This is a genomic window from Streptomyces sp. Je 1-79 (assembly GCF_025195125.1).
In the GTDB taxonomy this organism is placed as follows: Bacteria; Actinomycetota; Actinomycetes; order Streptomycetales; family Streptomycetaceae; genus Streptomyces.
In genome coordinates, this window is the sequence record NZ_JAMGSL010000004.1 from 117,572 (window position 1) to 141,307 (window position 23,736).

Genomic DNA, 23,736 nt, shown 5'->3' on the forward strand with positions numbered 1-23,736 from the left:
GCTCCCCGTCAGCGCCTGCCGCCCGCCGCCCCCCGCCCCCCCATCAGCGCCCGCCACCCGCGGCCCGCCGTCAGCCGGCTCCGTGGGCGACCGGCGCGGCGGCGCCCCTGCCGTGCACGGCGACGAGCGCCGTCAGACCGGCGGCGAGAACCACCAGCGCCACCAGGGCGGGAACCAGACCGACGAGCCCGCCGGACGCCAGCGCGCACACCCCGCCCACGGCGAGGACGGTGGGCCGACGGCCGGAGGTGCGCAGCACGATCGCGGCGCCGCCGAGCAGAAAGACACCGACCCCGCCGGTGAGCGACCAGGCCACGACGCCGTGCAGCGGCTCGGAGAGGCCGTAGTGGCCGGTGTCGGAGACCTGTTGCAGGACCTTCTTCATCCCGAGTGCGCAGAGCACCACGCCCGCGACCAGCGGAAGGTGCAGGAAGGTGTACACGTCCCGGGCGAAGCGGGTCCGCCCGTCGCCCTCCAGTGCGGCCAGCCGGTGTTCCGCACCCTCCGCGAGCCGCCGGAAGTACAGGGCCCAGAGCGCGGCCGAGAGCAGCAGCCCGGCGGCCGCCGCGCCGAGGACGGCGACCGTGATCGGGAAGCCGGAGACCCCCACGCCCATCGCCACGATCGACTCGCCGAGCGCGATGATGACGATCAGCCCGTGCCGCTCGGAGAAGTGCCCGGGGGAGTTGACCCGCCAGCCGGAGGCTCCCGTGACGTAGATCCCGCCGTAGTCGATGACCACCGCGCCCAGCCACAGCAGGAGTTGGACCTTGCCGGTGTACGCGGAGCCGATCAGCAGCAGCACCAGCGGCGGCGCCACGGACAGCAGCGCGGTGCGGCGCAGGGTGGCCCGCAGGGCGGCGTCGCCGGGGCCGGAGAGCCAGTACGAGACCAGGTGGAGCGTGCGCACGGCGCCGTAGCAGAGCACGAAGAGAAGGGGCGCCGACAGCCCGCCGGGGTCGTCCGCGAACACCTCGGGAACCACCAGCGAGACGATGAAGACGACCGCCATGACGATGACGAGCACCGCGAACAGCGCCCCGGAGTCCGCCCGGACGACATTGCCCAGCCACGCGAAGCAGCACCAGCACCACCACAGCAGCGCGAGCACGACCATGGCGCCGACCACGCGCATCGGCGACGGGGCGGCCGCCATCAGGGCGGTCACCTGAGTGATGGCGTACACGAACACCAGGTCGAAGAAGAGCTCCGCCGGTGTGACCCGGTGTTCGTCCCCGGCCGCCACCATCCGTGCCCGGTCCCTGTGCCACGCCATGGCGTCTCCCCCCGTCCCGGCGGCCCCCCGCCGCCCCGGCGCGAACAATACCCATGCGGGGCAAGGGAGTTATGGCCGGTTCACAGGAGGCGCCTCGGCGGCCGTGCCCGCTCACCCGCCCGGCCGGAACACCCGCAGGTCGCGGACCTCGTACGACATCTCACGGGCCTCCGCGTCCGGCGCCGGATGGTAACGGCCCGCGCAGACCGAGAGGTTGACGATCAGATAGGCGTGCCAGGAGTGGTCGACCCCGCGCCCGTCGGAGAAGACCTTCACGTCGTCGAGCCACCACACCACCGAGCGGGCTCCGAACTCGGTGCGCAGCCTGATCCAGCCGCCGGGGCGCACGGAGGGGGAGCGGTGGTAGCGGTGGGCGCCGCGCACGCGGTTCGACAGTTCGAGCAGGTCGGGGTTGTCGGGGTGGTACTCGAAGACGTCGATCTCCTGCCCTCCGTCGCGCCAGGTCCAGATCGCGGGCCAGGCCCCGGTCTCCTCGGGCAGCCGCACGCGCGCCTCCAGCACGTCCCCGGCCCGCACCTCGAACCCCTCCGGGCTGCCCTCGGTCGTCAGCAGACCGGCGTCCCACAGCCCGTCACGCCGGCGGGTGGCCCGGAAGACCCCGGAGCGGCTGTAGTCGGGGTCCTCCACCAGGTGGTCCAGTTTGTTGTCCCCCGGGTTGACCGGACCGCCGTCGGGATACGCCCACGAGCGCCCGGCGACCCACTGCTCCGCTGAGCTGAAGTCCGCGGTGAAGACCGGCTCGGAGGCCGGAGACGAAGCTTGCATGGATGGCTCCCCGGTGAGGACGGTTTCGTGCCACCGACGTTCTGCCCGTGGGGGCCGCCGTCATGCGGAGTCCATCACTCCATGTCGACAACTCGTCACGATGTGTAGGAGGGGGTGTTCTGGGGGAGCGGTCGGCGAGGCCCTCACGCTGTTCCGCGCCGCGCCTGGACTTCGGAAGGCACCGCCCCGTAACCGTTGCCGGTCACGTCGTACAGCCAGAGCACGCCGGCCCTCCGCCCGGGCTCTCGGCCCAGTCCTCGACGGCCCCCATTACCTCGCGCGTAATCGACCCCCGTGGAGCCCGGCGGCATCGTGGTGTTCACCGGGACTCGGCCGGCGCACTCCGGCCGAGCTTCGGTGCCACCGCCGGTCCGAACGTCCCCCTGGAGGGTGATCCGTCATGTCGCAGGCCCTGCTCGCCGGTCTTTCCCGCACCACACGGCCGCAGTCCATGCTGCGCCGCTTCCTCGCTCTCGACGCCGTCGTCACCGGGGCCAACGGGCTCGCCTACCTAGCCGCCTCCGGACCGCTCGGCGAACTGCTCGGTGTCGACCCCGGGCTCCTCGTCGAACTCGGCCTGCTCCTCACCCTGTACGCCGCCGCGGTCGCCTGGGTGGCGAGCCGCCCGGCGCCGCCCGTCCGCGGCGTCAAGGCCGTCGTCGACATCAACATCCTCTGGGCCGTGCTGAGCGTCCTCGCGCTCGTCGCCTGGCTGGAGCCCACCACTGCCGGGCTGGTGTGGATCCCCGCGCAGGCCGCCACCGTCGCCGGCTTCGCCGGCCTCCAGTGGTCCGCCCTGCGCGCCGCCGCTACCCCCTGAGCGACCCCAGATACGCGACCGTCGCCGGGTCGGCCGGGAGCAGCGTCTCGATGGCCAGCTCGGCGACCGTCACATCCGTCGGGGTGTTGAACGTCGAGATCGAGGAGACGAACGACAGCACCCGCCCGTCGTGCTCGATCCGCAGGGGCAGCGCGAAATAGGGGTACGGTTCCGGGTCCTCCCGGTCGTCGGCGTCCGAGGCGCCCTCCGGCAGCGGGTACGCCGACACCTCCTCGTACAGCCTGCGCAGCGGGCCGGAGCGGGAGAGGGCGATCTGCCGCTCCATCTGGGCCAGCAGATGCCCCCGCCACTCCCGCAGGTTCCGGATCCGCGGCGCAAGGCCCTCCGGGTGGAGCGTGATCCGCATGGCGTTCAGCGGAGGCGTCAGCAGATGCTCGGCCACGCCGGAGAGCAGGACCCCGATGGCCTGGTTCGCCGCCACCACCGTGTACGAACCGTCGACCACGAGCGCCGGATACGGGTCGTACCCCCGCAGCAGCTGCTCGATGCCCTCCCGCAGCGTCTCCAGCCGCGGTTCGTCGAGGGCCGACTCCGTGTACCGGGGGGCGTACCCGGCCGCCAGCAGCAGGGCGTTCCGCTCCCGTACGGGCACGTCCAGGTGCTCGGCGAGGCGGAGGATCATTTCCTCGCTCGGCCGGGACCGGCCCGTCTCGATGAAGGAGATGTGCCGGGCGGAGGAATCGGCCCGCAGCGCAAGCGCCAACTGGCTCAGCCGCCGCTCCTCGCGCCAGCCGCGGAGCAGCGGGCCTACTCCCGTGTCGGTCGGGACTGTTGTCATGGCCCGACGCTATCCCAGGTGTCGGCCCGGGCATCGAGTCCCCGGGACCGTATCGTCACCGTGAGCAACCCCGACCGGAGGGAGTACGGACATGCCCACAGAGCCGCTGTCGCAGAAGGAGATCGAGGACCGCCTGCGAGAGCTCCCCGGCTGGTCCCTGACGGACGACCGGATCACCCGCACGTACCGCCTCGGCGACCACTTCGCGGCCACCGCGATGGTCGTCCACGTGGCGCAGATCCAGCAGGAACTCGACCACCACTCCGACCTGACGCTCGGCTACAACACGGTCGCGGTGTCCGTGAACACCCACTCCGCGGGCCCCGCGGTCACGGACAAGGACTTCGAACTGGCCACCCGCGTCGAGGACATCGCCTCCGGCCACGGCGCGAGCTGACCCCCGTCCGACGCCGCTCCTGCCCCGATCCACCGGACACGACCTAGGCTCTCCCCCATGGGGGAGACCTTGCTCGACTACGACGCCGAGGCGGACCGTTACGACGAGACGCGCGGCGGTGTTCCGCGCGCCGGGGCCGCGGCCGAGGCCGTGCTGCGTCTGGTGCCGCCCGGCGCCCGTACGCTGCTCGACCTCGCCTGCGGCACCGGGCTCGTCACCGAGCGGCTCACCCGCCCGGGCCTGCGCGTCTACGGTGCCGACGCCGCGCCCGGCATGGCCCGCAAGGCCGTGCGGCGCGTCCCGGGCGGGATCGTCCTCGCCGACGCCCGGCGCCTGCCGCTCCCGGACGCCTCCGTCGACGCGGTCAGCGCCGTCTGGCTGCTGCACCTCGTTCCCTTCACGGAGGCCGTCGTCGCCGAGGCGGCGCGGGTGCTGCGCCCGGGCGGCGTCCTGATCGCGACCGTCGACAAGGACGCGGCCCACGACGTCGGCAGCGACATCGACGCCATCCTCGCCGGCCACCGCTCGTACCGGGCGAGCTCCGACCGCGCCGACCTGGTCGCGGCGCACGCGGCCGTCCACGGCCTGGAGGCGGCCGGCGTCACCCGCTTCACCGGCCACGGCCAGGGGAACACCCCGCGCGGCACCGCCGAGAAGCTCCGCCGCGGCTACTTCGCCTCGTGGTTCGACGGCTCACCCGCGACGACGGCCGCGCTCGTGGCCGCACTGGCCGCACTGCCGGACCAGGACCGCCCCCGTGACGACCCCGACTACCGGCTCGTGTCCTACCGGCGGCCCGTCAGACGCGGCTGAACTCCATCACCCAGTTCGTCACCCACTCCCCGCCGTCGAGCGCGAACGCCTGCTCCCAGCGGGCGGTGGAGGCCGACACACCCGACCAGCGGAAGCGCACCCGCACGTCCTTGCCTGCATAGGTGTCCACGCCGTGGAACTCCCCGGTGCCGTCCTCGGCCCACCGCCCCCTGACCGGTGGATCGAGGCGACCCGTACGGCTGTTGGACCAGTTCAGGGTCCACTCGCCGGTCTCCGGCTCGTACAGCCGCAGCGTCAGACCGCTGAACCCCTTCGACGGGAAGACGATCTCGTCGACATGTGCGCGGCCGTCCCAGAAGAGACGACCCGTGGTGTGCCCGTCGAACTCCTCCCAGCCGCTCGCGGGATCGAGGAAGTCGGCGAGGCGACGGTTGTGGACCAGCCAGCGCCCGTCGAGGAAGCCGAAGCCGTCGGCGCCGCTCATGCGCGGTCTCCCGTCGGACCGGCGGGGAGGGAGTCGAGGACGTGGGCGTTCAGGCTCTCCGTGAAAGTCATGGCTGGACTGTAGGAGCGCTTCACTGACACCTTGTGTCAGTGAAGTCCAGCCGTCTGATCTCCGTCCTCCTGCTGCTCCAGACCCGGGGCCGGATGACCGCCGCCCAGCTCGCCGCCGAGCTGGAGGTGTCCGTCCGCACGATCTACCGCGACGTCGAGTCCCTGCACGCGGCCGGGGTCCCGCTCTACGGCGACGCGGGCCACTCCGGCGGCTACCAGCTGCTCACCGGCCACCGCTCCCGGCTGACCGACCTGTACACGGGAGAGGCCGAGGCCCTCTTCCTCGCCGGAATCCCCGGCGCCGCGGCCGAACTCGGGCTCGGGGGCCACTTCGTCGACGCCCAGCTCAAGCTGCGCGCCTCCCTGCCGACGCCGCTGCGCGACCATGTCGACCGGCTGCGGGCCCGGTTCCACATCGACGCGCCCGGCTGGTACGCGGAGGACACCGACGCGCCCTTCCTGCCCCAGGTCGCGGAGGCCGTACGGGCCGGCCGGGTCCTCGCCGTCCGTTACCGCCGCTGGAAGGAGCCCACCGACGTCGACCGGCGCCTCGAACCGTACGGACTCGTCCTCAAGGCCGGCCGCTGGTACCTCGTCGCGGGGCCCGGGCCGAGGACCTACCGGGTCGACCAGATCCTCGAACTCGACGTCACCGAGGAGGAGTGCGAGATCCCGGACGGCTTCGACCTGGTCGCCCACTGGCGCGACTCCCAAGCCGGTTTCCACGCCCGGCTCCACCAGGGCGAAGCGGTGGTCCGGCTCCCCCCGGACGGTGCGAGGCGGCTCACGGGCGAGGCGGCCCGGGCCTGCGCCGTCAACGGCTCCCCGGAGCCGGACGGCTGGACCCTGGCCACCCTCCCCATCGAGTCCCTCGCCCACGCCCACGACACCTTCCTCGCGCTCGGGGCGGACGTCGAGGTCCTGCAACCCGCCGAACTCCGCGCCCGGATCACCGAGACCGTCACCCGCCTCGCGGCACGCTACGGAGCTACGCCCCCGTCGTCCGCCACGCCTCCGCCGCGAAGGCCGTGAAGTCGCGCGGCTCGCGGCCCAGGACCCGCTTCACTCCGTCCGTCACCGACGCGTTGTGGCCGTCGAGCAGCATGGAGAAGAGCGCCGAGAGCCACTGCGCGTCCGGCGCCGGGAGCCCGAACTGCTGGAGCAGCGAGGCGTACTCGCCTTCGCTCATCGGGACGTACGCCACCTCGTGGCCCGAGGCCCGCGAGACCTCCGCCGCCACCTCCGCGAAGGTCAGCAGCCGAGGGCCGGTCACCTCGTGGACCAGACCCGCGTGACCGTCCCGGGCCAGCGTCTCGGCGATCACCTCCGCCAGGTCGCCGGCGTCGATGAACGGCTCCGCCGTGTCGCCCGCCGGGAACGCGATCGTCCCCTCCGCCACGCCCTCCGCCATCGCGCCCTCGGTGAAGTTCTGAGCGAAGAACGAGGCACGTACGACGGTCAGTTCGGGCAGCGAGACGCGCAGCGCGTCCTCGGCCCGCACCGCCTCCGGCTCGCCGCGCCCGGACAGCAGGGTCAGCCGCCGCACGCCGTTCGCCGCGGCCAGCTCGCCGAAGGTCCGCATGGCCTCGACCGCGCCGGGCGCGGCGAGGTCCGGGTAGTAGTTCACGTACGCGGCGTCGGCGCCCCGCAGCGCCGGGGCCCACGTGCTCACGTCCTCCCAGTCGAAGCGGGTCGTACCGGAGCGCGAGCCCGCCCGCACGGTCGTGCCGCGGGCCGTGAGCAGCTCCGCCACCCGACGGCCCGTCTTGCCGGTCGCGCTCGTCACCAGAACCGTCTGCGTGGTGTTCGTGTTCGTCGTCATGGCTCAAGACTGGCGGGATCCGGGCTTGCTTCCCATGTTCCACAGACTCACTCCCATACGCGTCCGTCCAGGCACGGGAGGCCCACCGGCCTGGCGCCCCTTTCCCGGCGCCCCTGACCGGCGCCCCCTGTCCGCCGCTCGTGCCGGTGCGAGCGGCACGAGCGGCGGAGACGGCGAGGCCGCGTCACGCGACGGCGGTTCCTTCGAGCTCGACCATCAGGCTGGGGATCGCCAGCCGGGTCACCCCGAGCATGGTGGTGGCAGGCGCCACCCCGGCGGCACCCAGCCGCGCCGCCAGCACTCCGTAGTGCTGGAAGAGCAGGTCGACGTCGGTGGTGCAGACGTTGAGCCGGACGAGGTTCGCGAGGGACATGCCGGCTTCGCCGAGTACGGCCTCCAGGTTGTCGAGGCTCAGTGCCAACTGGGCCGCCATGTCGCCGTCGTGCTGGGGCTTGCCCTCGTCGCTCATCGCCGTCTGACCCGAGATGTACAGGGTCCGTGTCTGCCCGGAGACGACCTCACCCTGGTTGAACCCCAACTCCACCGACCACGTCACCGGGTTGACAGCCGTTCGTTCCACAGCCACATCAGCTCCATTCGATTCAGAGGGAGTACGCACGTCCACCGGCGCGGTCACCGCGCGGCTGCGACGCTGTGTGGGAAGCCTGCCAACGAATCACGACACCGCATGTCATGTATGTGGCTAGAGTTTTCGCATGCGCGCCGATCGACTGGTCTCGCTGGTCCTGCTGCTGCGCCGACGCGGTCGGCTGTCCGCGGCCACGCTGGCACGCGAACTGGACGTGTCCACCCGCACCGTGCTGCGCGACATGGAGGCGCTGTCCGCCGCCGGCGTCCCGGTCTACGCCGAACGCGGCCGGCACGGCGGGTTCGCGTTGTTGCCCGGTTTCCAGACCGAGCTCACCGGACTGAACCACGACGAGGCGCTCGCCCTGCTGGTCGCCGGATCACGGCGAGGCGCCCAGGTGTTCGGCCTCGGCTCGGCGCTCGCATCCGCCATGCTCAAGGTGGTCGACGCGCTGCCCGAAAGCCAACGGGCCACCGCGGCCGGCGTGGCCGAGCGGCTGCTCATCGATCCGGAGACCGACCTCCTCTCGCGCCGCGTCGCCGCCGAGGAGGTGCCCGACACGCTCGTGGCCGAGGTCCGCCGCGCGGTGTTCGCCGGCCACAAGCTGCGCATCCGCTACGCGGCCGCCGGCCGGCCGCCCCAGTGGCGCACGGTGGACCCGGTCGGGCTGGTCACCGTACGCGACCAGGGCTACCTGCTGGCCACGAAGTCCGGCGAGGACCGCACCTACCGGCTGTCCCGGGTCGTTGCCGCCGAGGAGCTCCCCGAACCCGCACAGCGAGCGGACCGGGTCGACCTGGAGCGGGCCTGGCAGGAACGCAGCACGCGGTTCCGGACCGGGGGCGACCAGGTCACGGTGGTGGTACGGATGAACCCGGAGCGGCGGGAGGAGCTGGTGGGCACCGCGCTGGCCGTCCACTCCGAAGAAGCGGGCCCGGACGGCCGGCTGCGGCTGGAGGTGAGTTTCCAGGACCGCAGACACGCCGAATGGGCGCTGTGGCAGCTCGCCACGGACGCGGAGGCCCTGGCCCCGCGGTGGCTGCGCGACTCGCTGCGGGCCCGCGCCGCCACCCTCGCCACCTCCTACGGAGCATCACCCCGGGAGCCTTCACCTCGGGAACGTACATCCCGAGAGCCGTCCTCCCGGGAGCCTCCCTCCTGAGTCACCGTGGTCATCGGTCGACTCGCGAACGGCCCGCCCGGCAGCATCTAGGCTTGCCGCCCATGGACGCTCTCGCCGGACTCCTCGACGGACCGCGGGCCAAAGGGGCCTTCCTGCTACGGATGATCATGGAGCCGCCGTGGTCCGTTCGGATCGAGGACCGCGCCCCGCTCTGCCTCATGTGCGTCACCGACGGCGAGGCCTGGATCGTCCCCGACCGGGGTGAGCCCGTCCTGCTGCGGCCCGGCGACATCGCCATCGCGCGCGGCCCGGAGCCGTACACCGTCGCCGACGCCCCCGACGCCCCGCCCCGGGCGACCATCGGCCCCGGCGGCGTCTGCACCACCCTGAGCGGGGAGCCGCTCGCGGAGTCCATGCACCTGGGCGTACGGACCTGGGGCAACGCGCTCGACGGCTCAAGCACCGTCCTCGTCGGTACCTACCAGCTGGACGGCGAGGTCAGTCACCGCCTCCTCGACGCGCTGCCGCCCCTGCTCCACCTGCCCGCGGACGTGTGGCGGTGCCCCCTGATGCCGTTCCTGGACGAGGAGATCTCCCGCGACGAACCCGGTCAGAGCGTCGTCCTCGACCGCGTCCTCGACCTGCTCCTGATCGCCGCCGTCCGTGCCTGGTTCTCCCGGCCGGGCGCCCAGGCCCCGGCCTGGTACCGCGCCATGGCCGATCCCGTCGTCGGCCGCGCCCTGCGCCTCCTCGAGAACGACCCGGCCCACCCCTGGACCGTCGCCTCCCTGGCGGCCAAGGCGGGCGTGTCGCGGGCCGGGCTCGCCCGCCGCTTCGCCGAACTCGTCGGCGAGCCGCCCATGGCGTACCTCACCGGCTGGCGGCTCGCGCGCGCCGCCGACCTGCTGCGGGAGACGGACGCGACGGTCGAGTCCGTCGCCCGGCAGGTCGGCTACAGCAGCGCCTTCGCGCTGAGCGCCGCGTTCAAGAGGGTCCGGGGCGTCAGCCCGCAGGAGTATCGGCGGAGGGAGTGAGAGTTATTGCCGGAACGGCAAGAATTCTCGCGTTTCGCGTGTGCCGACCGCACGCTGGCACCATGACTCACGACCACGATCACGACCACGGGCACCACGGTCACCAGCACCACGCCACCCACCTCGACTGGGCCGCGATGGCGCCGCTCCTGGAGCGCCAGGCCGAGATCCACAGCCCCCTCTACACCCGGGCCGCCGCCTGGCTGGGAGAACTCGTCCCGGCCGTCGGCGTCCGCCGGGCCCTCGACGTCGGCAGCGGGCCCGGGGTGATCAGCACCCTGCTCGCCGAGGCGCTCCCGTTCGCCGAGGTCGTCGCCGTGGACGGGAGCCCGGAGCTCCTGGAGCGGGCCCGCGCCCGCGCCGAGGCCCGCGGTCTGGCCGGCCGCGTCTCCATCCTGCGCGCCGAACTCCCCGCGGACTTCGACTCCTTGGGCGAGGCCGACCTGATCTGGGCCGGCAACTCCACGCATCACATCGGCGACCAGCGTGCCGCCCTCGCCTCCTTCGCCGGTCTGCTGCGGCCCGGCGGTCTGATCGCTCTCGTCGAGGGCGGGCTCTACGCCCGCCACCTGCCCGCGAACATCGGCTTCGGCCGGCCCGGCCTGGAGACCAGGATCGAGGCCGCGCACGCCGACTGGTTCGCCCTAATGCGGGCCGAACTCCCGGACAGCAAGGACGAGGCGGACGACTGGCGGGCGCTGCTCGCGGGCGCGGGCCTCACCCCCAGCGGCACCCGGACCTTCCTCACGGACATCCCGGCGCCGGTCCCGGCCGTCGTCCGGGAGGGGATCGTCGCCCACTTCACGCGGCTGCGAGAACCGCTCTCCGAGCGGCTCGACGCCGAGGACCGGGCGAGCTTCGACCGGCTGCTCGACCCGGCGGACCCGCTCTCCGTGCACCGGCGCACCGACCTCTTCATGCTCTCCGCCTCCACGGTCCACACCGCCCGCAAGGGCTGAGCCGCACCCCGCGTCAGGCGACCCCCGCGTTCGGCGACCCCTGCGATCGGCGGCCCCCGGCGGGTCAGGACACCGGCTCCAACTGCCACCACTGGGAGGGGGAGTCGGTGTCCTCCCACTGCCGCACGTTCCCGCCGTCGTCCATCGAGCCGTCCTCGACCTCCAGCAGCAGCCCGCTGATGAAACTGACCAGCGCCACCGTGCCCGGCGACTGGAGGTCCTGCTCGATGATCCACTCCTGAGCGCCGAAGTTGTTCGCCTTCCACTGCTGGATGTTGGCGCCGTTCTCCGTCGAGGCGTTCGCCACGTCCAGCCGTTTGCCGCTCGCCGCGTTCACCAGGTGGTGCAGTCCTCCGCCGTTCGGCACCGGCACGATGTGCCAGTGCTGGCCGGGCGTGCCGTTCTCCTTGCCCTGCTGCACGTTGGCGCCGCTGCGGCCCGATCCCTCGAACACCTCCAGGAGCAGCCCGCTGGCCACGTTCCGTACCCGGTAGAGACCCTCCTCGACCGGTGTGGGCGAACCGCTCACAGGGCGAACTCCTTTTCCTTGGCCGTGAGATGGAAGGCGCGCCGGTAGGCGGCCGGGGAGATCCCGACCAGGGCGCGCATGTGCTGACGCAGCGAGTTCCCGCTGCCGAACCCGGTCCGGTCGGCGATGTGGTCGACCGTCAGATCGCTGGTCTCCAGCAACTGCTTGGCCAGCTCGACCCGTTGGGCGGTCAGCCACTGACCCGGAGTCGTCCCCGCCTCGTCCCTGAAGCGGCGCGTGAAGGTCCGTACGCTCATCCGCGCGTGCCCGGCCAGCTCCGTCAGCGTCAGCGGCCGGTCGAGCCGTTCGAGCGCCCACGCGCGGGTGGGGGCGGTGGTGGTCGTGGCCGGCTCGGGGACCGGGCGCTCGATGTACTGCGCCTGACCGCCGTCCCGCCACGGCGGGACGACACAGCGTCGCGCGACCGCGTTGGCGGTGGCGCTGCCGTGGTCCCGTCGGACCAGGTGGAGGCAGAGGTCGACCCCGGCCGCCGCCCCCGCCGAGGTCAGGACGTCCCCGTCGTCCACGAACAGCACGTCCTCGTCGAGCCGTACGTCCGGGAAGAGGGACCGGAAGTGGGCGGCCTCCCACCAGTGGGTGGTGGCGGGGCGCCCGTCGAGCAGTCCGGCCGCCGCCAGCGCGTACGCGCCCGTGCAGATCGACACCACCCGCGTGCCGGGCCTGATCAGCCCCAGCGCCCCCTGCACCTCGGCCGCCAGGCGGCCCTCGTCGGCGAGGGTCCGCAGCTCGTGGGTGGGGGGTACGACGACGGTGTCGGCCACCGCAAGCTCCTCGGGCCCGTGCTCGGCGACGATCGAGAAGCCGTCGGAGGTGCGGACCGGGGCACCGTCGAGGGTGCACACGCGGACGTCGTAGAGGGGCGCGCCGTCGTCGTCGAACGCGGCGCCGAGAATCCGGGAGGGGATGCCCAGCTCGAAGGGGATCACTCCGTCCAGAGCCAGTACGGCGACCCGGTGCGGTGACACGATGGTGGTCATGGCCAGATTCTGTCACATCATGGCGTTCTGGCCAGTACTGGTGGAGGGGAGCCGCCTCGAAGCTGGGGAGGACCAGGAAACACCGCCACCAGGAGCGTCTCCCCATGAACGACACCCCCACCGCAGCCCCCGCCACCATGCGCGCGATCGCCGCCACCGCGTGGGGCGGCCCCGAGGTCCTCGCCGAGACCCGGGTCGCCCGGCCCGAGCCGGGGCCGACCGAGATCCTCGTCCGGGTCCACGCGGCGGGTCTCAACCCGATCGACTGGAAGTCCCGCGCCACCGGAGGCTTCGGCATGTGGGGCGAGACCCCGGTCCTCGGCTACGACGTCTCCGGCGTCGTCGAGGCCGTCGGCCTCGGCGTCACGCTCTACGCGCCCGGTGACGAGGTCTTCGGCATGCCCCGCTTCCCGGAACAGGCCGGTGCCTACGCCGAGTACGTCACCGCTCCCGCGCGCCACTTCGCCCGCAAGCCCGCCGGCCTCACCCACGTGGAGGCCGCCGCGCTCCCGCTCGCCGGGCTCACCGCCTGGCAGGCGCTCGTCGAGACGGCCGCCCTGCGTCCCGGACAGCGGGTCCTGGTCCACGCGGCGGCCGGCGGCGTCGGCCACCTCGCGGTGCAGATCGCCAAGGCCCGGGGCGCGTACGTCATCGGCACGGCGAGCGCGGCCAAGCACGACTTCCTGCGCGGCCTCGGTGTCGACGAGCCGATCGACTACACGACCACCGACTTCGCGGAGGCCGTACGGGACGTGGACATCGTCCTCGACACCTACGGAGCCGACTACGGCACGCGCTCGCTGCCCGTGCTGCGGGACGGCGGCACGCTGGTGACGCTTCCCTCGCCCGACGCCGTACCCGCGGCGTCGGAGCGCGGCATCCGCACCGGCTTCACGCTCGTCGAGCCCGACTACGCCGGGCTGCTCGGCCTCGCCGAGCTGGTGGAGACGGGCCGGCTGCGGCCGGAGATCGACACCGTCCTGCCGCTGGCCGAGGCGGCCAAGGCCCACGAGCTCGGCGAGTCCGGCCGCACCCGCGGCAAGATCGTCCTGACGGTCTGACCGCGCGAGGGCCCGCACTCGGCGCGCTCGGCCTGACGGTCCGATCGCGCGAAGGCCCGCGGAGGCACCGGATATCCGGCGCCCCCGCGGGCCGCGCTCGATCAGGCTCCGGAAGGTCGGGCGCCGAAGTGTCAGGCACCGACGTTGAACTCGCCCGGGTTCGGACCCAGGCGCCGGTTCTCGTCGAGGACGGCGATCGCGGCCATGTCCTCGTCGTCCAGCTCGAAGCCGAAGACGTCGATGTTCTCCTGGATACGGGACGGCGTCACCGACTTCGGGATGACCACGTTCCCCGTCTGCAGATGCCAGCGCAGCACCACCTGGGCCGGCGTACGGCCGTGCTTCTGCGCCACGGCCACGATCGCCGGGACCTCCAGGAGGCCCTTGCCCTGGCCCAGCGGCGACCAGGCCTCGGTCGCGATGCCGTACCGGGCGTGCGCCTCGCGCGAGGCCTGCTGCTGAAGGTGGGGGTGGAGCTCGATCTGGTTGACGGCCGGGACGACGGAGGTCTCGCCGATCAGCCGGTCCAGGTGCTCAGGAAGGAAGTTGGAGACGCCGATCGCCTTCGCGCGGCCGTCGGCGTAGATCTTCTCGAACGCCCGGTACGTGTCGACGTAGGCGTCCTTGGCCGGCACCGGCCAGTGGATCAGGTACAGGTCGACGTAGTCCAGGCCCAGCTTGTCGAGCGAGGCGTCGAAGGCCCGCAGCGTCGCGTCGTGGCCCTGCTCGCTGTTCCACAGCTTGGTGGTGACGAACAGCTCCTCGCGGCGGAGGCCGGAGGAGGCGATCGCCCGGCCGGTGCCCGTCTCGTTCTCGTAGATCGCGGCCGTGTCGATGGAGCGGTAACCCGACTCCAGGGCGGTCGCCACCGCCCTGGTCGCCTCGTCGTCCGGCACCTGCCAGACGCCGAAGCCGAGCTGCGGCATCTCCACGCCGTTGTTCAGGGTGAGGGAGGGGACCTTGTTGCTCACGTGCGGTTGATCCTTACGTCGTCGGGGGGGGGGGCGGTACTCCTGGCGTCAACGATCGGGGGCCTGATCGCATTCCGCCTCGGCGGGAGCCGTGTACGCGCCCGCCTGGCTGCCCGTACCCGCGGCGGCACCGAGGTACGCCTCCCGGACCGCCGGATCGGCCCGGACCCCGGCGGGCGTCCCCTCGGCGAGGACCCGGCCGAGGTCCAGCACCACGACGCGCGAGCACAGCTCCATCACGAAGGCCACGTTGTGCTCCACGAGCAGCACCGCGCAGTTCTCCTCGTCGGCCGCGTGGCGCACGACGGCGGCGATCTGACGGCGCTCCTCGGCGGTCGTGCCGGAGGCGGGCTCGTCGAGCAGAAGGACCCGGGGCGGGTCGGCGAGCGCCCGGGCGAGCTCGACCATGCGGGCCTGGCCGACGGGCAGCGCTCCCGCGTACGAGCCCGCGAGCGCGTCGAGCCCGCACTCGTGGAGCACGGCGGCGGCCCGTTCCCGGTGGCCGCGCGCGCCCCGGCGCGGCCCGCCCCGCCAGTCCTGCGCCACGACCAGGTTGTCGGCCACCGTCAACTGCCCGAAGAGCTGCTGGCGTTGGAAGGTGCGGCGGATTCCGTGCCGGGCCCGCCAGACGGGGGAGCGGCGGGTGATGTCCGTACCGGCGTACTCGATCCCGCCCGCGTCCGGCCGGCGGATCCCGGACAGGACGTCGAAGAGCGTCGTCTTGCCCGCGCCGTTGGGCCCGATCAGGCCGCAGACCTCGCCGGGGCGGACGTCGACCGACACGTCGCGCAGGGCGTGGACGCCGCCGAAGCGGACGCCGATCCCCTCCGCGCGGAGCAGCGCACTTGTCATCGGCGGACTCCCGTTCCCAGGTAGGCCTCGGCGAGCCGGTCCGGATCCACCTCGGAGCGCGGCCCGGTCCAGGCGATCTCCCCCTGTGCGAGGTACGCGACGGTGTCGGCGATGCCGAGCACCTCGGCTGCCTTCTCCTCGACCAGGACCAGCGCGGTGCCATGCGCGCGGAGCTCGGTCAGGAGCCGGAAGACCTCGTCCACGACGCGGGGCGCGAGGCCGAGGGAGGGTTCGTCGGCGACGAGTACGTCCGGCGGGTGCTGGAGCAGCGGCGCCAGCGCGAGGAGCTGCTGCTCCCCGCCCGACAGCGAGCCGGCGGGAACCGTGCGGCGGGCGGCGAGCACGGGGAAGCGCTCGTACACGGCGTCCCGGTCCCCGGGCACCGGCAGCTGGAAGGCCAGGTTCTCCTCGATGGAGAGGCCGGCGAAGATCCCCCGCCCCTCGGGTGCGAGCCGCACCCCGCGCCGCGACCGCGCGACCGCCGTGTCCCGCGTGGCCTCCTCACCCCGTACGCGTACGAGACCTCCCGCGGGCCGCAGCAGGCCCGCGGCCACGCGGCACACGGTGGACTTCCCGGCGCCGTTGGGACCGAGCAGCACCAGCACCTCGCCGCCGCGCACCGCGAGGTCCACACCGTGCACCACGGACGCGCCGCCGTACCCGGCACGCAGGCCCCGCAGTTCGAGAGCGAAGGGCGCCGTGGCGGGGCCGTCGACCGACCCCCGGGCCGCACCCCCGGCCCGGACGGCGTCCGACCCGGCCACGCGCGGCGCGGGCAGGCGTACAAGGGCGTCCTCCGCCGTCCGCGCGCCACCCCGTGCGTCCTCCGGCCGTGCGTCCTCCGACGCCCGCGCCCCGGCCCCGGCGCCGGCCCGTGCGCGTGCGTCCGCTCGGGCGCTCGCCCGTGCCGCCCGCCTGGAAGGCCACGCCGCGCAGTAGCCGTCCGGGTCGTTCGCCAGCGCGAGGCCCGCCAGGCCGAAGAGGATCACCGGCAGATGCGCGGACTCCGTGACGTACGTCGCCAGCAGGTGCGGGACCACGGCGAAGACCAGCCCCGCCACCACCGCGAACTGCGGCCGTCGCACGCCCGCCGCCACGACGACGGCCAGCCACACCAGACCGGTCATCGCCGTGAAGTCCGTCGCCGTGATCCGTGTGCTGTACGAGGCGTACAGCACGCCCCCGAAGCCCGCGAGCCCCGCCGACACCGTGAAGAGCAGGAGCTTCGTCCGCACCACCGACACGCCCGACGCCGAAGCGGCCTCCGGGGCCGATCGCACCGCGAGGACCGCCCGGCCCCACCGGGAGCCGCGCAGCCAGGTCAGCAGCGCCACGACCGCACCGCAGAGCACCACGAGCGCGAGCCCCAGCGCCCGGTCGTCGGCCAGGTCCACCGGGCCCACCACCGGCCGGGGGATCTCCCACCCGGTGTCGCCGTTGCGCAGCCACCCGAGCTGGAAGAGGACCTGGTCCGCGAGGAAGGCCAGGGCCAGCGTGGCCAGCGCCAGCGACCTCCCGCCCAGCCGCAGCGCGGGCAGCGCGACCACCGCGCCGAGCAGCGCCGCCGCGGCCGTGCCGACCGCGGCGGCGGCGACGAAGGGCCAGCCGTGGCTCATCAGCAGCCCGGCGACCAGGGCGGCGCCGGTCACGAACGTCGCCTGGGCGAGCGAGACCATCGCCCCGAGGCCGGTGACCACGGTGAACGACATGAACACCAGCCCGATCGCCAGTCCTTGGGCCAGGATCCCGCTCCAGAAGGGCGTGGTGACGGTGTAGAAGGCCGTCCCGAGCAGGACGCCCGCCACCACCCAGGCCCCCCATCGGCGGCCGAGGCCCTTCCCGGCCAGATAGTCGACCGGTGGCGGGTCCGCCGCCGCCGTGCCCGCCGCGCGCCGGCGCTGCGCGAGGACGACGAGGCCGGCGAAGAGGATGAGGAACGGTACGGCGGTACGGAAGCCGGTGATGTCCTCGGCGAAGGAGGAGTACCCGGCCACCAGGTTCTGGAGCACCCCGAGCCCGAGCCCGCCCGCGAACGCGAGAGGTACCGACGCGAACCGCCCGAGTACCGCCGCCGTCGCGGAGACGAAGAGGAACAGGGTGTAGTCGTGGGCTGAGAGCCCGAGGAGCGGGGTCGCGAGGACACCGGCCAGGCCCGCGAGGCCCGACGACAGCATCCACGCGATCGAGGAGAGCCGGTCCGCGCTGATTCCCCGCAGCTCGGTCAGCGAGCGGTTGTCGACGGCCGCCCGCAGCAGCAGCCCGAGCCGGGTGTGCCGCATCAGCACCCACAGCCCGGCGGCCGCGAGCGCGGTCGCGACCCAGGTGATCAGCTGGTCGGAGTCGATGCCGACGCCGTCGAGGGGCTGCCAGGACACCGCCGGACTCGGCCCGACGCCGGGCAGGCCGAACTGGTTCTCGGCCGGCAGGACCGGGGCACCGGCCCGTTCCAGGAGCTCGACCACCCACAGTCCGGCCGCCGGCAGGGCGACCAGCAGACCGATCGTGGCCACGATCTGCGCCGTCTCGCCGACCCCGGCGAGCTTGCGGAACATCAGCCGGTCCAGTCCCCAGCCGAGCGCGGGCGCCACCACGAACACCAGCAGCAGCGCGGTCGGCACGGCCGGCCAGCCGAAGCCGGAGTGCAGCTCGTAGAAGGCCAGCGCGCAGAGGTAGGCGGTGGCGCCGTGCGCGAAGTTGAAGAGTCCGGAGGCGGAGTACGACAGGACGAGTCCGGTCGCGAGCAGCGCGTACAGCGCGCCCGAGACCAGCCCGCTCAGGACGAAGCCCAGCAGGTCACCCACGCGACGCGCCCCTCAGCCGAAGGGGATCGGCGGATAGCACCTGAAGGGCACGGCCACCTCGTACCGCCCGTCCTTCAGCCGGACCAGCGCCCCGCAGCCGAAGCTCTCCTTCTGCCCCTTGGGCTCGGCGCGGTCGCCCACGAGCGTGCCGGTGTCGGAGAAGCCGTCCGCCGCCTTCTGGAACGACTCGACGGTGAGGTCCTTGCCCGCCTTCTCGGCGATCGAGAGGAAGAGGTCGGCGCTCATGTACCCCGTCATCATGTGCATGTTGAGCGGCACGTCCTTGTCGCCCGCCGCCTTCCTGATGTCCGCCTTGAACTGCCGCATCGCGGGGCTGTCGGCCTCGAACGGCTGGAACTGCAGCAGCACGTGCACCCCGTCGAGCGCCTGCTTCGTCGCGTCCTTCTCGAGCAGCCCGGGGTCGTAGTCCGTCGGATCGGAGAGCAGGCCCCTGTACCCGGCCCGCTTGAGGGCGGTGAACAGGCCGATGTTGTACGGCGTCTGCATCACGGAGACGACGGCGTCGGGGGCGCGGCCGCCGGGGCCCGAGCGCAGGATCTCCTTGGTGTACGCCGACCAGTCGCTGGGCATCGAGGTCGCGGGCACCACGGCCTTGGCGTAGGGGACCTGGAAGCCGGCCGCCTTGAACCCCTGGGTGAAGGTACGGATGCCGAACTTGCCGGCGTCGTTGTCGCCCGCGATCAGCGCGACCGACCTGCCGCGCGAACCACCGAGGACGGCGGCGAGCCCCTCCGGCCAGGTCTGGTTGAGGGTGCCGCCGGGGGTGGGGACGAGACAGCCGTTGAAGCCGTAGATGTGCCGCGGACCGCAGAACGAGGGGAGGGTGCCCCAGCCCACGGTCGGGACCTTCCGGCCGTCGAGGAAGTCGGCCCCGGCGAAGGTGACCGAGCTCATGGGGGAGACGGCGAAGACCTTGTCCTGCTGGACGAGCTTGCGGGCCGCGGCCAGGTTCCTGGCCGGATCCTGACCGTCGTCCTCGGCGCCGAGGTAGTCGATCCTCCGGCCGTTGATCCCGCCCTCGGCGTTGGCGCGGTCGTAGCGCGCCTTCGCGCCGAGGTCGGTGTCCTTCTTGGAGTAGCCGCTGGCGGTGGTCATGGAGACGATGCCGCCGACCTTGATCGCGTCGGCGGTCACTCCGCGTACGGAGGAGCCGGAGGGGCCGGCCTTCTCCGAAGTCCCTCCGGTGGAGGCGGAGTTGCAGGCGGTGGCGAGGAGCAGGGCCGCCGCTGCGGCGGCGAGGGTGCGGATCGGTCGCGGCACGGTCGGTGGTCCCTCCGTCGGGTGACCGCATTCTGTGACCGGGCTGATGAACCGTCAATAACTGATGCAGCGTCAATTGATGATGCGTCAGAAGCCCTTGACCGGCGTCACGGTCAGCCGTACAGCGCCGCGACCTCCGTCGCGTACGCCTTCTCGATCGCTTTGCGCTTCAGCTTCAGGGAGGGTGTGAGCAGGCCGTGCTCCTCGCTGAACGGATGGGCCAGGATCCGGAACGTCCGGATGGACTCCGCCTGTGAGACCAGGGTGTTGGCCGCCACGACGGCCCGCCGGATCTCGGTCTCCAGGGTCGGGTCCCGTACCAGTTCGGCGGCCGGAATCGGCGCCCGTCCCTGCATCGCCAGCCAGTGCTCGACCGCCTCCTGATCCATCGTCACCAGCGCCGCGATGTACGGGCGGTCGTTGCCCACCACGATGCACTGGGCGATCAGCGGATGTGCCCGTACGCGCTCCTCCAGCCCGGACGGCGAGACGCTCTTGCCGCCCGACGTCACCAGGATCTCCTTCTTCCGCCCGGTGATGGTCAGATAGCCGTCCTCGTCGAGCATTCCCAGATCGCCGGTGGCCAGCCAGCCGTCGTTGAGGACGGCGGCGGTGGCCTGCGGGTTGTTGAGGTACCCGGAGAAGACCTGACCGCCGTGCAGCCACACCTCACCGTCCTCGGCGATGTGCACCGTCGTCCCCGGAACCGGCTGCCCGACCGTCCCGTACTTGACGCGCTCGGGCGGATTCGCCGTCGCCGCCGCCGAGGACTCCGTCAGGCCGTACCCCTCGAACACCGTCACCCCGGCGCCCTCGAAGAAGAGGCCCAGGCGACGGTCCATGCCCGAGCCGCCCGACATCGCGTGCCGGACCCGCCCGCCCATGGCCTCGCGGACCTTCCCGTACACGACCTTCTCGAAGAACTGGTGCTGCATCCGGAGACCGGCCGACGGGCCGGGGCCGATCCCGAACGCCCTGTGCTCCATCGCCTCGGCGTACTTGACCGCCACGTCGACCGCCTTGTCGAAGGGGCCCACCTTCCCGGCGCTCTCCGCCTTGCGGCGGGCGGCGTGGAACACCTTCTCGAAGACGTACGGCACGGCCAGGATGAACGTCGGCCGGAAGGCGGCCAGATCGGGCAGGAGCGCCGAGGCCTGCAGGGCCGGCTGATGGCCCAGCTTCACCCCGCTCTGGATCGCCGCCACCTCCACCATGCGCCCGAAGACATGGGCGAGCGGCAGGAAGAGCAGGGTCGACGCCTCGTCGCCGGGCTTGGAGTGGAAGACCGGCTCCCAGCGGCCGACCAGCATGTCCGTCTCGAACATGAAGTTGGAGTGGGTGATCACACAGCCCTTGGGGCGGCCCGTGGTGCCCGAGGTGTAGATGATCGTGGCCACGGATTCCGGTGTCACCGCCCGACGGTGCCGCTGCACGACGTCCTCGTCGATCTCGGCGCCCGCCGCGGTGAGCTCCTCGACCGCGCCCGCGTCCAGCTGCCACAGCCGCTTGAGGCGGGGCAGCCGGTCGACCACCGAGCCGATCGTCATCGCGTGGTCCTCGTGCTCCACCACGCAGGCCGTGACCTCCGCGTCGTGCAGCATCCAGTAGACCTGGTCGGCCGAGGACGTGGGGTAGATCGGCACCGACTGGGCGCCCACCGTCCACAGCGCGAAGTCGAACAGCGTCCACTCGTAGCGGGTCCTGGCCATGATGGCGACCCGGTCGTTGAACCGTACGCCGTGCGCGATCAGCCCCTTGGCGAGCGCCAGCACCTCGTCCCGGAACTGCGCGGACGTCACGTCCTGCCACTGGCCGGCGCCGTCCTTGCGGCCGAGCGCGACCCGGTCGGGAGTCTGCTCGGCATGGTCGAACACGGCGTCCGCCAGACCGCCGACCTGAGGCGCCGCCTCGATGGGCGGCACGGTGAACTCGCGCAATGACCTGCTCCTCGACCGCTCGTTGTCGCGCTCCGTACGGCGCGGGTGACGGTACCCCACCCGACTGACGGGCGGGAGGGCCTTCACCAAGCCGGGACATTGGGTGTCGTCACAGGTCAGGGGAGGGGGAGGAGCTAAGTGGCAGGCGGTCGGCGGTCGTTACTGACCGAGGAGTAAGCAGGGTGCGCCGCAATCTCCACGGAATCTGTACCGGCTGCTCACCTCGCCCACCGCACACGGGGCCGAGGCCCCGGGGCGGAGGGGGCCGAGGGGCTCACGGGGGCAGGGGACCGGAGGACCGGCGGGGCCGGTGGAGCCGGTCGCCACCGGCGAGGATCGCCGAGGCAAGGGCGTCGGCCGCCTCCTGGGCCGCCCCGCGCCGCCGGCCCTTGCGCAGAACGAAGTCGACATCGCCCAGCTCCGGCAGCCCCGCCCTGGCGGGCAGCGGCGTGAGGCCGGGCGGCACCAGTCCCCGGGTGTGCGCCATCACCCCGAGACCGGCACGGGCCGCCGCGATGTTGGCGCTCAGGCTGCTGCTCGTGCACGCGATCCGCCAGGGCCGCCCCTGCGCCCCCAGCGCTTCGAGCGCCCGGGCGCGGGTGATGCCGGGCGGCGGGAAGACGATCAGCGGCACCGGACGGTCCGGATCGAGCCGCAGCCCCGGTGAGCCGATCCAGATCAGCGAGTCCTGCCAGACCAGCTCGCCCCCGCTCTCCTCCGTGCGCCGCTTGGCGAGGATCAGATCGAGCCGCCCCGACTCCAGCCGCGCCTCGAGCGTCCCGGACAGCTCGACCGTCAGCTCCAGATCCACCTCGGGGTGCTCGCGCCGGAAGGACTCCAGGATCTCCGGCAGCCGGGTCACCACGAAGTCCTCCGAGGCACCGAACCGCAGCCGTCCGCGCAGCCGGGTCCCGGTGAAGAAGGCGGCGGCCCGCTCGTGGGCCTGCAGGATCGTCCGGGCGAAGCCGAGCATCACCTCGCCGTCCTCCGTCACCTCGACGCTGTGGGTGTCACGGGTGAACAGCGGCCGCCCGACGGCGTCCTCGAGACGCCGCACATGCTGGCTCACGGTCGACTGGCGCACACCGAGCCGCCGGGCGGCCTGGGTGAAGCTCAGCGTCTGGGCGACGGCGAGAAAGGTACGGAGCTGCGCGGGTTCGTACACGACGTCCAGACTAGACGGTCATCGTGATGCGTGATGACAGTAAAAGCGCTGTACGGGATTCCCGATCGCCGTTCCGGGGAGCAGGATGGGCAGGCACGACCTGTCGTCCGAGAGCAGTGGAGCACATGAGCCGCCGTACCACCCTTCTGCCGTCCCGGCCGCCGATCGACCCGTACATCGCGGCGCTGCTGGGCACGGTGGGCCTGGCGGCCCTGCTGCCCGCCTCCGGCACCGCCGCGAGCGTCGCCGACGGGGCCTCGACGGCGGCCATCGCCCTGCTGTTCTTCCTCTACGGCGCGCGGCTCTCCACCCGCGAGGCGCTGGACGGGCTCAAGCACTGGCGGCTCCATCTCTCCGTCCTCGCGGCCACCTTCGTCGTGTTCCCGCTTCTCGGGCTCGCGGCGAAGGGGCTCGTACCGGCCGTTCTGACGCCCCCGCTCTACAGCGGCCTGCTCTTCCTCTGCCTCGTACCGTCCACCGTCCAGTCCTCCATCGCCTTCACCTCGATCGCCCGGGGGAACGTCCCGGCCGCGATCTGCGCGGGCTCCTTCTCCTCCCTGGCCGGGATCGTGCTCACCCCGCTGCTCGCCGCGCTCCTGATCGGCGGAGGCGCGGGCGGGTTCTCGGCCGACTCCCTGCTGAAGATCGTGCTCCAGCTGCTCGTGCCGTTCCTGGCGGGGCAGCTGCTGCGGCGCTGGGTCGGAGGGTTCCTCGTACGGAGGAAGAAGGTGCTGGGGTACGTCGACCGGGGCTCGATCCTGCTCGTCGTCTACACGGCCTTCAGCCACGGCATGGTCGCCGGCATCTGGCACCAGGTCACCCCCGCGCGGCTCGGACTCCTGCTCCTGGTCGAGGCGGTCCTGCTCACCGTGATGCTGACGCTGACCTGGTTCGGCGCGCAGCGGCTCGGCTTCGACCGGGCGGACGGGATCGCGATCCAGTTCGCGGGCTCGAAGAAGAGCCTGGCGGCCGGGCTGCCGATGGCGAGCGTGCTGTTCGGGGCCCAGGCCTCGCTGGCGGTCCTTCCGCTGATGCTCTTCCACCAGATGCAGCTGATGGTCTGCGCGGTGATCGCCAAGCGCCGCGCGCGGGACCCGGAGCCGGGCAGCGCGGCGGCGCCGCCCGAGCGGGCCACGGAGGCCGCGACGGCGTCGGGCTGAGGCGGCCCGGGGGGCGGCGCCGGCGTCGGCAGGGTCAGGTCCCCGCA

Annotated in this window: 23 protein-coding genes; 9 read left to right on the forward strand and 14 right to left on the reverse strand. The window is 72.8% G+C overall.

From position 1 onward, the window contains the following. Positions 1 to 70: 70 nt before the first annotated feature. Positions 71 to 1,276, reverse strand: a complete 1,206-nt coding sequence (locus M5362_RS08510; protein WP_260226761.1) for a low temperature requirement protein A — start codon at positions 1,274 to 1,276, stop codon at positions 71 to 73. 111 nt (positions 1,277 to 1,387) lie between these two features. Continuing rightward, the gene (locus tag M5362_RS08515) at positions 1,388 to 2,062 is read right to left on the reverse strand and encodes a beta-glucanase (RefSeq protein ID WP_260226762.1); all 675 of its coding nucleotides are present in this window, start codon (positions 2,060 to 2,062) and stop codon (positions 1,388 to 1,390) included. Between the two features lie 400 nt (positions 2,063 to 2,462). On the opposite strand from M5362_RS08515, the gene M5362_RS08520 reads away from it, so the two are divergent. Continuing rightward, a complete protein-coding gene (locus tag M5362_RS08520; protein ID WP_260226763.1) occupies positions 2,463 to 2,882 on the forward strand; it encodes a hypothetical protein in 420 nt (139 codons plus the stop codon). Here M5362_RS08520 and M5362_RS08525 read toward each other — a convergent pair. Continuing rightward, positions 2,872 to 3,681 (reverse strand): helix-turn-helix domain-containing protein, encoded by an 810-nt coding sequence (locus M5362_RS08525; protein WP_260226764.1) that lies wholly within the window; start codon positions 3,679 to 3,681, stop codon positions 2,872 to 2,874. The two genes, M5362_RS08520 and M5362_RS08525, sit on opposite strands and share 11 nt — an antisense overlap. 91 nt (positions 3,682 to 3,772) lie before the next feature. Between M5362_RS08525 and M5362_RS08530 the strand changes: the two genes are divergently transcribed. Both M5362_RS08530 and M5362_RS08535 read left to right on the forward strand, forming a co-directional pair. Beyond that, positions 3,773 to 4,078: a 4a-hydroxytetrahydrobiopterin dehydratase gene (locus M5362_RS08530; protein WP_260226765.1), complete on the forward strand. Its 306-nt coding sequence runs from the start codon at positions 3,773 to 3,775 to the stop codon at positions 4,076 to 4,078. A gap of 69 nt (positions 4,079 to 4,147) precedes the next feature. Next, complete coding sequence (locus tag M5362_RS08535; RefSeq protein WP_260227143.1) at positions 4,148 to 4,891, forward strand: class I SAM-dependent methyltransferase; 744 nt, start codon at positions 4,148 to 4,150, stop codon at positions 4,889 to 4,891. On the opposite strand, the gene M5362_RS08540 is transcribed toward M5362_RS08535, so the two are convergent. Continuing rightward, positions 4,878 to 5,336: a hypothetical protein gene (locus tag M5362_RS08540; protein WP_260226766.1), complete on the reverse strand. Its 459-nt coding sequence runs from the start codon at positions 5,334 to 5,336 to the stop codon at positions 4,878 to 4,880. The genes M5362_RS08535 and M5362_RS08540 overlap by 14 nt on opposite strands. 110 nt (positions 5,337 to 5,446) lie before the next feature. Here M5362_RS08540 and M5362_RS08545 point away from each other — a divergent pair, with 110 nt between their 5' ends. Continuing rightward, a complete protein-coding gene (locus M5362_RS08545; RefSeq protein WP_260226767.1) occupies positions 5,447 to 6,439 on the forward strand; it encodes a YafY family protein in 993 nt (330 codons plus the stop codon). Here M5362_RS08545 and M5362_RS08550 read toward each other — a convergent pair. Together M5362_RS08550 and M5362_RS08555 are read right to left on the reverse strand one after the other, a co-directional pair. Further along, on the reverse strand, positions 6,396 to 7,229 hold the full coding sequence (locus tag M5362_RS08550; RefSeq protein ID WP_260226768.1) for an NmrA family transcriptional regulator: 834 nt from the start codon (positions 7,227 to 7,229) through the stop codon (positions 6,396 to 6,398). The two genes, M5362_RS08545 and M5362_RS08550, sit on opposite strands and share 44 nt — an antisense overlap. Positions 7,230 to 7,413: 184 nt before the next feature. Further along, positions 7,414 to 7,809, reverse strand: a complete 396-nt coding sequence (locus tag M5362_RS08555; RefSeq protein WP_260226769.1) for a RidA family protein — start codon at positions 7,807 to 7,809, stop codon at positions 7,414 to 7,416. A gap of 136 nt (positions 7,810 to 7,945) precedes the next feature. On the opposite strand from M5362_RS08555, the gene M5362_RS08560 reads away from it, so the two are divergent. The 3 genes from M5362_RS08560 to M5362_RS08570 all read left to right on the forward strand — a co-directional run bounded on the left by M5362_RS08560 (position 7,946) and on the right by M5362_RS08570 (position 10,934). Continuing rightward, positions 7,946 to 8,980: a YafY family protein gene (locus M5362_RS08560; protein WP_260226770.1), complete on the forward strand. Its 1,035-nt coding sequence runs from the start codon at positions 7,946 to 7,948 to the stop codon at positions 8,978 to 8,980. A gap of 62 nt (positions 8,981 to 9,042) precedes the next feature. Next, positions 9,043 to 9,975, forward strand: a complete 933-nt coding sequence (locus tag M5362_RS08565) for an AraC family transcriptional regulator (RefSeq protein ID WP_260226771.1) — start codon at positions 9,043 to 9,045, stop codon at positions 9,973 to 9,975. Between the two features lie 62 nt (positions 9,976 to 10,037). Beyond that, positions 10,038 to 10,934: a trans-aconitate 2-methyltransferase gene (locus tag M5362_RS08570; RefSeq protein WP_260226773.1), complete on the forward strand. Its 897-nt coding sequence runs from the start codon at positions 10,038 to 10,040 to the stop codon at positions 10,932 to 10,934. Positions 10,935 to 10,998: 64 nt separating this feature from the next. Here M5362_RS08570 and M5362_RS08575 read toward each other — a convergent pair whose 3' ends face one another. Together M5362_RS08575 and M5362_RS08580 are read right to left on the reverse strand one after the other, a co-directional pair. Then, positions 10,999 to 11,463, reverse strand: coding sequence for an RICIN domain-containing protein (locus M5362_RS08575; protein WP_260226775.1), 465 nt, complete (start codon positions 11,461 to 11,463; stop codon positions 10,999 to 11,001). Next, complete coding sequence (locus M5362_RS08580) at positions 11,460 to 12,461, reverse strand: GlxA family transcriptional regulator (protein ID WP_260226776.1); 1,002 nt, start codon at positions 12,459 to 12,461, stop codon at positions 11,460 to 11,462. The genes M5362_RS08575 and M5362_RS08580 overlap by 4 nt, the downstream gene beginning before the upstream one ends. A gap of 104 nt (positions 12,462 to 12,565) precedes the next feature. Between M5362_RS08580 and M5362_RS08585 the strand changes: the two genes are divergently transcribed. Next, positions 12,566 to 13,522 carry an NADP-dependent oxidoreductase gene (locus M5362_RS08585; protein ID WP_260226777.1) on the forward strand — a complete coding sequence of 319 codons (957 nt, stop codon included), beginning with the start codon at positions 12,566 to 12,568 and terminating at the stop codon, positions 13,520 to 13,522. 131 nt (positions 13,523 to 13,653) lie between these two features. Here the strand turns inward: M5362_RS08585 and M5362_RS08590 are convergent, their stop codons facing one another. From M5362_RS08590 to M5362_RS08615, 6 genes are all read right to left on the reverse strand, one after another. Then, positions 13,654 to 14,448 carry an aldo/keto reductase gene (locus tag M5362_RS08590; protein WP_260227144.1) on the reverse strand — a complete coding sequence of 265 codons (795 nt, stop codon included), beginning with the start codon at positions 14,446 to 14,448 and terminating at the stop codon, positions 13,654 to 13,656. Between the two features lie 93 nt (positions 14,449 to 14,541). Then, complete coding sequence (locus M5362_RS08595) at positions 14,542 to 15,345, reverse strand: ABC transporter ATP-binding protein (protein ID WP_260226778.1); 804 nt, start codon at positions 15,343 to 15,345, stop codon at positions 14,542 to 14,544. Beyond that, positions 15,342 to 18,146, reverse strand: coding sequence for an ATP-binding cassette domain-containing protein (locus M5362_RS08600; RefSeq protein WP_260226779.1), 2,805 nt, complete (start codon positions 18,144 to 18,146; stop codon positions 15,342 to 15,344). Before M5362_RS08600 ends, M5362_RS08595 begins: the two co-directional genes overlap by 4 nt. Positions 18,147 to 18,158: 12 nt before the next feature. Further along, positions 18,159 to 19,427, reverse strand: a complete 1,269-nt coding sequence (locus M5362_RS08605) for an ABC transporter substrate-binding protein (protein ID WP_260226780.1) — start codon at positions 19,425 to 19,427, stop codon at positions 18,159 to 18,161. A 113-nt stretch (positions 19,428 to 19,540) separates the two neighbouring features. Beyond that, a complete protein-coding gene (locus M5362_RS08610) occupies positions 19,541 to 21,364 on the reverse strand; it encodes a long-chain fatty acid--CoA ligase (RefSeq protein ID WP_260226781.1) in 1,824 nt (607 codons plus the stop codon). A 274-nt stretch (positions 21,365 to 21,638) separates the two neighbouring features. Next, positions 21,639 to 22,529, reverse strand: coding sequence for a LysR substrate-binding domain-containing protein (locus tag M5362_RS08615; protein WP_260226782.1), 891 nt, complete (start codon positions 22,527 to 22,529; stop codon positions 21,639 to 21,641). Positions 22,530 to 22,654: 125 nt separating this feature from the next. Here M5362_RS08615 and M5362_RS08620 point away from each other — a divergent pair, with 125 nt between their 5' ends. After that, entirely contained in the window at positions 22,655 to 23,689 is a 1,035-nt protein-coding gene (locus M5362_RS08620) for a bile acid:sodium symporter family protein (protein WP_260226783.1), read from the forward strand. Positions 23,690 to 23,736: the final 47 nt, after the last annotated feature.